General features: G+C 63.6%; 9 protein-coding genes. 2 read left to right on the top strand and 7 right to left on the bottom strand.

Going from position 1 to position 10,623, the window contains the following annotated elements; all coding sequences use genetic code 11:
- The 3 genes from PQQ96_RS36065 to mprF all read right to left on the bottom strand — a co-directional run.
- Positions 1–1,084: IS630 family transposase (locus tag PQQ96_RS36065; protein ID WP_408301346.1), on the bottom strand; the 1,084-nt coding region annotated here is incomplete at its 3' end.
- Positions 1,085–1,162: 78 nt separating this feature from the next.
- Positions 1,163–2,428, bottom strand: a complete 1,266-nt coding sequence (locus PQQ96_RS36060) for a virulence factor family protein (protein WP_408301340.1) — start codon at positions 2,426–2,428, stop codon at positions 1,163–1,165.
- Entirely contained in the window at positions 2,425–4,977 is a 2,553-nt protein-coding gene (gene mprF / locus PQQ96_RS36055) for a bifunctional lysylphosphatidylglycerol flippase/synthetase MprF (RefSeq protein WP_408301339.1), read from the bottom strand. The genes PQQ96_RS36060 and mprF overlap by 4 nt, the downstream gene beginning before the upstream one ends.
- 572 nt (positions 4,978–5,549) lie before the next feature.
- Here mprF and PQQ96_RS36050 point away from each other — a divergent pair.
- Positions 5,550–6,092 carry a PaaI family thioesterase gene (locus PQQ96_RS36050; protein WP_408301337.1) on the top strand — a complete coding sequence of 181 codons (543 nt, stop codon included), beginning with the start codon at positions 5,550–5,552 and terminating at the stop codon, positions 6,090–6,092.
- Between the two features lie 28 nt (positions 6,093–6,120).
- Here the strand turns inward: PQQ96_RS36050 and PQQ96_RS36045 are convergent, their stop codons facing one another.
- A complete protein-coding gene (locus PQQ96_RS36045) occupies positions 6,121–6,276 on the bottom strand; it encodes a hypothetical protein (protein WP_408301335.1) in 156 nt (51 codons plus the stop codon).
- Between the two features lie 235 nt (positions 6,277–6,511).
- On the opposite strand from PQQ96_RS36045, the gene PQQ96_RS36040 reads away from it, so the two are divergent.
- On the top strand, positions 6,512–7,909 hold the full coding sequence (locus PQQ96_RS36040) for an MFS transporter (RefSeq protein ID WP_408301333.1): 1,398 nt from the start codon (positions 6,512–6,514) through the stop codon (positions 7,907–7,909).
- Positions 7,910–8,017: 108 nt separating this feature from the next.
- Here the strand turns inward: PQQ96_RS36040 and PQQ96_RS36035 are convergent, their stop codons facing one another.
- From PQQ96_RS36035 to PQQ96_RS36025, 3 genes are read right to left on the bottom strand one after another with little or no spacing between them, the layout of a single operon-like run.
- Complete coding sequence (locus tag PQQ96_RS36035) at positions 8,018–8,671, bottom strand: glycosyltransferase family 2 protein (protein WP_408301331.1); 654 nt, start codon at positions 8,669–8,671, stop codon at positions 8,018–8,020.
- Positions 8,668–9,273, bottom strand: a complete 606-nt coding sequence (locus tag PQQ96_RS36030; protein WP_408301330.1) for an SAM-dependent methyltransferase — start codon at positions 9,271–9,273, stop codon at positions 8,668–8,670. Before PQQ96_RS36030 ends, PQQ96_RS36035 begins: the two co-directional genes overlap by 4 nt.
- A 24-nt stretch (positions 9,274–9,297) precedes the next feature.
- Positions 9,298–10,461: an acyl-CoA dehydrogenase family protein gene (locus PQQ96_RS36025; protein ID WP_408301344.1), complete on the bottom strand. Its 1,164-nt coding sequence runs from the start codon at positions 10,459–10,461 to the stop codon at positions 9,298–9,300.
- Positions 10,462–10,623: the final 162 nt, after the last annotated feature.

Genomic DNA, 10,623 nt, shown 5'->3' with positions numbered 1-10,623 from the left:
GTCCCGAGTTAGAAATTCGTAGACAAAATCGTTTGACGCTGGCGAGGATGTCGTCGGCCGATTTGGTCCAGCTGAAAGGTCTCGGATCAGTGTTGTTGATCTGGATGTATTGGCGAATAGCCTGCTCGAGTTGCCGGGTGGAGCGATGAGTGCCACGGCTGATGTATGTCTCGCTGAGCGTGGCAAACCATCGTTCGACCTGGTTAATCCACGAAGCAGAGGTCGGGGTGAAATGCGCATGAAAACGCGGATGGCGAGCCAGCCACGTATTGATCGAGGAGGTCTTGTGCGTACCGTAGTTGTCCATCACCAGATGCACGTCCAGTTGGGGTGGCACGTTGGCCTCGATGGTGCGCAGGAACTGCAGGAATTCACTGCTGCGATGACGTCGATGCAGTTCGCCAATGACTTCGCCCGTGGAGATGTCCAGCGCCGCGAACAGTGTGGTTGTGCCGTGACGCATATAGTCGTGCGTGCGTCGCTCAGGGATGCCCGGGGCCAGCGGCAGCATAGGCTGGGTGCGGTCCAGCGCCTGGATCTGGCTCTTCTCGTCCACGCACAACACCATGGCCTTGAGCGGCGGGTCCAGATACAGCCCAACGATATCGCGCACCTTGTCCACAAACAATGGATCGCTGGAGAGCTTGAAGGTCTCCTGCCGGTGTGGCTGAAGCCCGAAGGCATGCCATATTCGCGTCACGGCCGTCTGCGACAGCCCCATCTCGCGGGCCATTGTGCGCGTGCTCCAGTGGGTCGCTCCCGTGGGCACGGACTCAAGCGTGCGCGCAATGAGCGCGTCTACCTGGGCGTCCTCGATCGTCCTCGGTGCTCCCGGGCGCGGTGCATCGAGCAACCCGTCCACGCGGTGATTGATGAATCGCGAACGCCACTTCGAAACCGTATGCGAGGTGACACGCTGCCTTGTCGCGACCGTCTTGTTGTCGATGCCCTCGGCGCAGGCCAGCACAATGCGTGCGCGCAAGGCCAGCGCCTGCGCGGTCTTGCGCCGCATTGTCAGCGCCGTGAGCTGTTCACGTTCCGCTTCACTCAAGATCAGTGGCGCCTTCGGTCTTCCCCTCATCATCGCCTCGCTTATTTGCGAACCCTGCAACCCAGGTTAGTACACAACGCAAATAAGGCAATGAATTTCTAACTCAGGACACTAGTTGCGCACGCCGCTCTGCTTTCTGAAGGCGTCCAGAATGCGCCGCTCCAGCGCGTTGTAGTCGCGGCCGAAGTGATGATCGCCCGACGTCCGGATCACCTCGACGCCGGTATGGGTCAGCGCCGGACACAAGGTGTCCTTCTCGTCTTCACCGTAGAAGCACTGCACGATAGCGGGCGGCACACGCGACAATTCAGGCTGCACCTTCAATGCCTTATCGCTCGCCGGCATACCGAGCCAGCCGCCCACACGGATCTGGAAATCGGCGTCGGGCGCGAAGCCTAGCAGCGCAATCAGCGACACTTTCGCCCGCTGCGCTTCAGGCAGGCGGCTATAGGCGAACGGCATCACGTCGGCGCCAAACGAATAGCCGACCAACGCAATATGCTCCGCGTGCCAGCGCGACCCGTAGGTCTGCATGATGCGCGCGAGATCGCGGCTCGTCTGCGCCGGGGTCTTTTCGCTCCAGAAATAGCGCAGGCTGTCCACACCGATCACCGAGACGCCATCTTTCTGCAAGGCGAGAGAGATGGTCTTGTCCAGATCGCGCCAGCCGCCGTCGCCGGAAATCACCACCGCCATGAGACCGTTCGGATGCGCGGCGGGCAACTCGATTAGCGGCAGATCGGAGAGGTCGTCATCGCTCGTCGACACCGTCTGCAAATGCGGCGTGACCATGGCAACGAGTCGCGTGCGATCGCCGTTGCCTGGCGTCGCTTTTTCGACGAAGCCCGGCACCTTGTCGCGGATGATCGTCGGATCCGGCGGGCACGGTTGAAAGCGCGGATCCAGATCGCGCTCTGCATCCACCGATACCGCGCCGGCAACAGTATTTGACGGCGCCTGTTCGAGCACATGCATCGCAAGCGTCGCGCCCTGCCCCGTACCCGCGACGATCGGCGCGAAATAGCGGCTCGATTGCGATTGCCGTTCGAGTTGATGGCTCAAGGATTCAGCATCGCCGACCAGTTGATGGCAGGCTTCTTTCTTCGCACTCAGATTGGCCGCATAACGCGCCGTATCCACGCCGACGGTCAGCGCGCCGGCCTTGGCGAGCGCATCGGCAGTTTGCTGGTCGGCTGCACTCCAGCCGGTGGCCAGCGAGTAAAGCACCACGAAGCCGCGCAATGGGCCGACCGGCTGCGTCACCGTCACATCGCCAAAACGGCCGCCGGGCACGGTAGTGGTTGCAGCAAAGGCGGCCGCGCTGGCAGCCACGAGACTCGCCGCAACGGCGAGCTTGAAAAACGGATGCAATGTCATGAACGCCGGCCTCCTGCCAGCAATGACAGGTCCGCGAGCGTGAAGAACACGCCCACCGAACCCGACGCCGCGAGATAGCGCGGCTCCCAATGCGGCTGGAATTTGCTCTTGAAAGCACGCAGTCCGCGGAAGTTATAGAAGCGGCCGCCGAAGCGCCACACGATGCCTGCCAGCCGATGCCAGCGCGACGCGAGGGGTGTCGGCTGCATGCCGGAGAGCGGCGCGATGCCGAGACTGAGCGAGCGGAAACCCGCCTGCTTCAGATGCAGCGCCAGGTGGGTGAACAGATATTCCATCGCATACGGCGACGCGCTTTCCACGTGCCGCATCACGCCGACCGTCGCTTCGGTATTCATATCGGTCGTCATGAAGGTCACAAAAGCGGCCGGCTCGCCGTTCTGGCGCACCAGCATCACGGATTGCGCGGCGAGGTACTCGTCGGTAAACGCCGCCACCGAGAAGCTCTTTTCGCGCGCATCGCGGCTATCGAGCCAGCCGTCGGAGATCTCGCGCAGCGTCTCGAGCGACGCTGGCACATCGGCCGGATCGATCACGTCGACGGTAAAGCCGTCACGCTCGCCACGCTTGAGCGCATAACGAAGATGGGCGCGGTGCGAGCCCTTCAGGTCGAAATCGTCGAGCACCACGTGGGCTTCTTCGCCGAGCTTCATCAGCGTGAGACCGGCGTCGAGGTAGAGTGGCAAAGCGTTGGCGCGCACCTGATAGAACGCCGCGCGGCCGCCATGCGCATGCGCGAGCGCGACGAACTTGCTGATCAGCCCGGCCCACTCCTCGCGCGGACCGACCGGATCGTGAAGCGCGGCCCACGTGCGGCCATTTTTCGCGTACATCAGGAAGGCTTCGCGCGACTCGGAAAAGAGAAAGCTCTTGTCGCCCATCAGCGCGAGACCGGCGTCGCTACGCTCCTGGGCGCGCACGATGCGCGCCGCGTCTTGCAGATCTTGCGGAGCGGGCATGACGAAGCGGCCCGCCGCGGGGCGCAGCAACTGCCAGAACGCGAAGATCGCGGCGAACAGACTGGCGGCCAGGGTTGCGCGCAGCGCACGCGGTGCGCGTTCGTCGAAGGCGAATTGCCACCACAGGTCGCGCGTGTACGGCACGTCGCGGAACGCAAACAGCATCACCCACACGGCGAGCGCAAGGACCATTGCCACCGACACGAGCCAGCCCGCCGTAAAGCGCTCGGCAAACAGCGACGAATGACGGTTGAAACGGCGGCGCGTGGACAGCAACAGCGCGATCAGCATGCCGAGCACGCCCGCTTCCACGAACGCAAGGCCTTTCGTCAGCGACAGCGCGAGGCTCAATACCGCCAGCAGCAAGGTCATCCACCACGCCGCATCCAGACGCCGCAGCAAACCACGCGCGACAAACAACAACAGCACGCCGAGCACGCTGCACAGCATCTGCGAGCTTTCGAGCACCCACAGCGGCAGCAGGTCGTGAAGAATCCGGATGCGATGCCAGAACGCCGGCGTTGCGCTGGAAATCACCAGCATGCCGCCGACCACGAACGTCACGAGGCTCAGGAACAGCGGCGCGAGTTTCGACGCCCCCGCCGCATGACGCAGCGGCAAACGGCTTTTTAGCGCGCGGCCTTCGAAGCCAGCGAGCAAGGCTGCCGAGACAATCAAGGGGACACCGAAGTAAATCGCGCGATAAGCGAGTAGCGCCGCGACCATCTGATGCGCTTGCACACTGCCGTTCAGCGTGAACACCATCGCCGCTTCGAACACGCCAACGCCGCCCGGCGTGTGGCCGATCATGCCGAGCAGCATGGCGGCGGCATAGACGGTGATGAAGGTCACGAAGCTGACGTCGGCATGCGGCAGCAGTGCCCACAAGGCGAGGCCCGCGGCCACCACGTCGAGTACGGCGAGGGCCACTTGTGCAAGCAGGTCGCGACGCGCCGGAATATCGAACGACAGCCACTGCCAGCGCGTGCGAATCGGGCGCGTGTCGCGACGGCAGGCGGCAGCCGCGAGTGCGAGCATGCCGAGCAGCGCAGCGCCGCTCCAACGCAACGTGAGCGGCGGGAGATGCAGCATCGTCGCGAGCGGGTCGGCGAGCCACACCATGCCGAGCGCGGTCATCAGCACCAGCGCGAGCGCCAGCGAAACGCTCGTGAACACGGTCATGCGGCCGATCTGTGCGGGCGTGACGTTCGACGCCGCGTAGACGCGCGCGCGTACGGCGCCCCCCGTCAACGCGCCGAAGCCAGTCGCATTGCCGAGCGCGGAACCCGCGGTCGCGCCGATCCACAGCGCCGCACGCGGCACCGTGGCGCCCAGATAGCGCAAGCCGACTGCGTCGCGGCCGACCAGCGCGATATAGCTGAGCGCGGTCGCGCCGAGCGCCGCAGCCCACTCGCCCGCCGTCAGGTGACGCAACTGGTGCACGACCGAGCGATAGTCAACCGCTTGCGAGAGATGCTGCAGGACGACCAGCAACAGCCCGCAAATGACGAGTGCGAGCACGGGCGAGAGGATGCTCCGCTTGCCGGGCATCTTCGAGACGCGTTCAAACATCGCCCCTAGCCGGTCGAATTTATTGTTATATCGGTGGAATATGGTCAATGCGGGCCTTGCGTGGAGCTGTCGCGGCGACGGGTCGTCTGCCGCGGCATCGCCTTACTTTGGCGATTACAAAAGAATAACGGCAAAGTGTGAAAAATGTTGACAGCGTCAGCCAATGTCAGTCAATTCGTAGGGCTTTAACCTGAGCAGGTCATTGAAGCGGGATGCGCTTCGCCGCTTGACGGAGCAACACGCGCCGATAAAACGGGCAATATTGCCGATTGGGCTGCTGTACTGGTGTGAGCCGAAGCAGTCGGCAGGGGGCGCGATTTTAAACGTTTATTGAAATAAGCGCACTGCCTGCGCGAGCGGCCACGGTGCAACGCCCGGTGGCGTCGCTGACCCGCGCATAAGCACGAGAAATTCACAGCACGAGAAATCCGCGCCCCCACGGCAAGCGACATGGCGCTGCGCGTGTCGGCGATCCAGAGCACGCCCTCCAGCGCCCTGAAGCGCTTTGATGCTCTAATCGATGACGATGCATCGATTCCGAAGCATGCTTCCCTCAGGACAGGAGACCCGAATTGACGAACGAAAATCAACTGGAACGCTGGCTCGCGCGCGAGCAGGAAGTTCTGGCGGTGATTAACGCCGGCCCTGGACCCGGCGTCGCCAGCCCCGAACAGGTGGCGGGCAAGACAGGACTGGAATTCATGCAGGCGATGATGAATGCAGACCTGCCGTACGCCGCGATCGCGCGCACGCTCGACTTTCTGGTCGTCGAAGTCAGTGCGGGACACGCGGTGTTTCAGGGCACCCCACTCGCGCAACATCTGAATCCGCTGGGCACAGTGCATGGGGGCTGGATCGCCACCCTGCTCGATTCCGCGTTAGGCTGCTCGGTGCACACGATGATGCCGCCGGGCCGTGGCTACACCACCGCCGAGCTAAGCGTGAACTACGTGAAAGCCGTGACGCCGCGCGTGCAACGCGTGCGAGCCGAAGGCAAGGTGATTCATTGCGGACGGCAACTGGCGACGGCGGAAGCTCGCCTTGTCGGCCCCGACGGCACGCTCTACGCGCATGCCACGACGACCTGTCTGGTGTTCGAGATTCCCGGCCGGTAACGATAGAGACCGGCTGTTGCTCAGACGCTTACTGCGGGCGGCGATGCGCTTCAGCGATCACGGCGCAGTTTTGCAGATGCAGGTTCAGCGCGTGCAGAGCCAGTGCGCGCAGCTTGCCCAGCCACGTGGTGTTAGCGGCGGCAGCGGTGCGGACGGTGGTGGTGGTGCTAGATGCGGTGTTCATGGTGGACTCCTGTATAGGGTTTATACCTAGGCAATAACCCGATTATAGCCCTCTTATCCCGCACCGCAACAAATATCAATAATGCCGCCGGCATGTTGCGCGACGATCACATCCGCGATCCACGTAATCTCAAAAAGGGGCGGAATCGGGCGGCGCACTATTAACCATCCGCACCGTACAGGTGCAATAATGGCCCCTTTGCCTGCGACCATCCGCCGCAGATCGCCCGCCCGTCATGACCGTCGTCGAGAAAGCCCTGATTGCGCCCCTGATCGTCGCGTGCGCGATGTTCATGGAAAGTGTCGATGCAAACGTGATCGTCACCGCCTTGCCCGCCATGGCGCGTGACTTCGGGCGCGATCCGGTCACGCTGAAAATCGCGGTGACGAGCTACGTGCTGGGTCTCGGTGTGTTTATCCCCGTATGCGGCTGGCTCGCGGATCGTTTCGGCGCACGCACGATTTTCCGTACGGCAATCGGCATCTTCGTGACCGGCTCGCTCCTGTGCGCCGCGTCGAACTCGCTGGCCACCTTCACCCTCGCCCGTTTCGTGCAAGGCGTCGGCGGCGCGATGATGGTCCCGGTCGGACGGATCATCATCTTCCGCGTGGTCCACAAATCCGACTTCATCCGGGCGATGAACTATCTGAGTGTCCCCGCGTTGCTTGGACCGGCAGCCGGGCCACTGCTCGGTGGCTTCATCACAACCTATCTGCACTGGCGTCTGATCTTTTTCATCAACGTGCCGATCGGTATTCTCGGCATCTATCTGACCAACCGGTATATCGCCAATACGCGCGAACCCGATCCGGGGCCGCTCGACTGGATCGGTTTTTTTCTGTCAGCGGCCGGCGCAGTGCTGCTTCTGCTCGGACTGTCGCTAATCGGCGGCGAACTCACTTCGAATCTGAACGCGTTCGGCATGTGCGCGTGCGGCGTAGCGCTGCTCGCGGCCTACGTCGCGTACGCCCAGCGCGTCAAACTCCCGTTGCTCGATCTGCGCTTTTTCAAAGTGCCGACGTTTCAGGCGAGCGTACTCGGCGGGTCGCTGTTTCGCATCGGCCTCGGCGCACTGCCCTTTCTGCTGCCGCTGATGCTGCAGGAAGGACACGGCATGAGCGCGTTCGAGTCCGGCCTGATTACGTGCGCGTCGGCGTTCGGTGGCATGTTCATGCGTACGTTCGCCTCGCGCGTGCTGCATCGCTTCGGCTTCCGTTCGGTTCTGGTGGTGAATGCCGCGCTATCAGGGATAGCGATCGCGGCGTGCGGACTGTTTTTCCCTGGCACGCCGACCTGGATCATCTGGGTCGTCGTGTTGCTCGGCGGCTTTTTCCCCGCGCTGCAATTCACGAGTCTCAACTCGCTGACCTACGCGGAAATCGCCAGCCGCGATGTCGGACGCGCCACGAGTCTCGGCAGCGTCGTGCAGCAGATGTCGCTCGGCCTGGGCGTGACGGTGGGCGGTATCGTGCTGCAGATTTCGCGCGTGCTGCACGGACATCCGGGCATCATGTGGTCCGATTTCTGGCCCGCGTTTCTGGTGGTGGGCTTGTGCTCGTTCGCGTCGATTCCGGTCACCTTGCGCATGCCGCATCGTGCCGGTGAAGATATCTCGCGAGGCGGTCGCGGGTAAAGTCCCGCCTCGTCAATCCTGCTTCCGGATCACGTTCACTTCGCCGTTGCGTTTGAGAATTGCCACGGCCACGTGGTTCATCGAGCGTGAACCGGGTCACCCAGCGCACTAGCCACTCGCTAATGCAGCGAGCGTATCGCCAAAGCCGCCGCGCGCACGCGTCGCCGTACGCGCGCTCGTGATGACGCGCGGTGCGGCGCTCCACGCGATACGAGCCCCGGTCGCGATCAAACGGTCGACAAGCGCGACGTCTTCGCTGCACGTGAGCGGTGGGAAACCGCCAGCTCGTCGATACGCTTCGGCCGACACGCCGAGATTCGCACCGTGCACGTGGCGGTGGCCGTCGGCGTCCACATAGGTCTTGCGAAAATATTCGCGCACGCTGTGGGGATGAGTGGCCCAGTCGTCGACGGCAATCGAGCCGCACACCGCGTCCGTTTCCAGCGACAACTGCGCGACCAGCCAGCCCGGCGACACGCGGCTATCCGCATCGGTGAAAGCAAGCCAGCGGGCGCCGTCCGCCAGCAGAAAATCGGCACCCGTCGCGCGCGCGATGCCGACGTTGCGCACCTTCAGCGTCAATGTTTCGACGCCGTAGGCACGCGCGATCGCGCCGGAAAAATCGTTGCAGGCATCGAGCACGATAACGATCCGCACCGGCTCGCCGGTCAGACCGGCGTGGCGCGATGCCTCGACCAACGCAGCAAGACACGGCGCCAGCAAGGCCTCTTCGTTATGCGCTGGAACGATCACGCCGATCATAGGAGCCCCTCGCGTTGCGCCACCGAACGCGCGTCGCGCGACCATACGTCGATCAGCAAATCGGCTTCGTCGTGATGCGCGAGACGCGACAGGCCGCAGCGCGCATCGAACAATGCGTGCGCGGCATCGGCGGAAGCGAGCGCCTCGGCAAACGGACGGCGCCAGTGGCAAGCGAGCAGCGTACCGTCCGGCGTAAGCGACGCTGCAATTCGCGCGGCCAGTGTTTCGAGGTCAGCTGCATCGAGGTAATAAGCAAGTTCGCTGATCACGATCAGCTCGAACGGTCCCGCTTCGGTCGGCCATTGCTGCGGCACCCTACGCTGTTCGACACGGACCTGCGGCAGACCCGCAACACGTTCGCGAGCAAGACGTACGGCCGTTTCGTGCAGATCGGCGGCAAGCAGCGCGTCGCAGCGGGTCGCCAGCCCGGCCGTCAATTCGCCGTTCGCGCAGCCCGGTTCAAACGCGTTGCGATAACGCGGACGCGGCAGCAGGGCAAGCGTGAGCGAACGCTTGCGTTGCTCGTACCAGCCTTCGCGCAGGTGCCACGGGTCGTCGCTGCTTTTGTAAAGTTCATCGAAATACACCGCTGTAGAGGACATGTCAGCGGCCCTCCCTGCATTGCGTCAGAGCGTCCACGGCGCACCTCCCGCAGCGGAGTCGTCCCCTGCTTTGACAATCAGCTCGCCGAGCGCGGCAAGATCGCGTTCGGCATGGCTTTGCCGCAAGAACACTGGCAGGTCCGCCAGCGCACGGGCAAAGCGTGCATCGCGGCATAACGGACCGGCGCCGAGCGTACGCGTCGCGTGAGCCATCACGACCGTGGCTGCTTCTTCAACGATGAGGCGGGCGCGCATGGCTTCTGGTCGAGCGTTGGCCTGGGGGTTCGCGTCGATATGAGCAGCGGTTTCGCGCAGCACGGCAGCAGCGCCGGCCAACGCGACGTCGACCGCGCCGAGGTGGGCGAGCCGATATCCGTCGGCACGTTGCATCGATGCGTCGCGCAACGTCACGCCGATTCGCGAAGCGGCGCCGTACCAGCACGCGGCAATGCCGGCGCCGCCGTGCCAGAAACCCGGCCGGCGCACGTATGCATGCGCGGCGCCCACGCGTGCGGCCGCAGTCCGATCAAAAGTGACGTCCGCGCTAGCGGTGGCCTGCATGCCGACGGCTCGCCACTTCGAGGTGTCGATTGAAATCGATGCCTGATCCATCGCGACGGCTGCGAGCACAGGTTCGCCATCGAGCCATGCGGTGACGAGCGCATGACTGACCACGCCCGCGCCGGAACACCAGGCTTTCGTGCCGCTCAGCGTCAGTTGCGCGGCATCGTCGGCGCCATTTGCACCTTTGCTGGCTTGCACACGGGCGTCAGGCGGTTCCGCGGCCCATACGCCCCAGCGGCTGCCAACGGATGCCGTGGGCCCATGCAACTCGGCGAGGATCGCCAGCGCGTCGGTATGGCCTTCGAACAGTTTGACGAGACCGAGATCGCACGCCGCAACCGCCGCCAGGGCGCGCCAACGCGCAAGCGTATGCCCGTGCCCTGGCAACGGCACGAAGGGCAAACGGTCATAGCCCCGTTCGACCAGCGCGCGAAAAACATCGCCCAGCGCGGTGGCGTCGGACGCATCGAAACACGTGTGATGCAGAAAATCTTCCAGCGAACCGGCAGAGCGTACCGTCGATTGCGAGGCGAATGCCGCATGAGGATCGCGAGTGCGAGTGCTGCTGATTCGTTCCGACGACCGCGCACTCACGCTGGCCGCACGATCGCGCGTATCGAGCATCATGCCTCCCTGAAGCAGTTCGATCTATGTGCGCGGACTTTTGATAGCAGCGGCACGTGCAGACGAACAGCAAGCGGCGTGCCTCAGGCATCGAACACCTGGGACAAGCCGTGCTATTTCAGGGGGGAAAGCGCGCTAAAGATGGCGCGCAGCATGCTTGTA

The sequence above is a fragment of the Paraburkholderia sediminicola genome (assembly GCF_046027825.1).
Lineage (GTDB): Bacteria > Pseudomonadota > Gammaproteobacteria > Burkholderiales > Burkholderiaceae > Paraburkholderia > Paraburkholderia sediminicola_D.
Note: the sequence above shows the minus strand (reverse complement) of the source record. Positions and strands in the feature narration are given on the sequence as shown.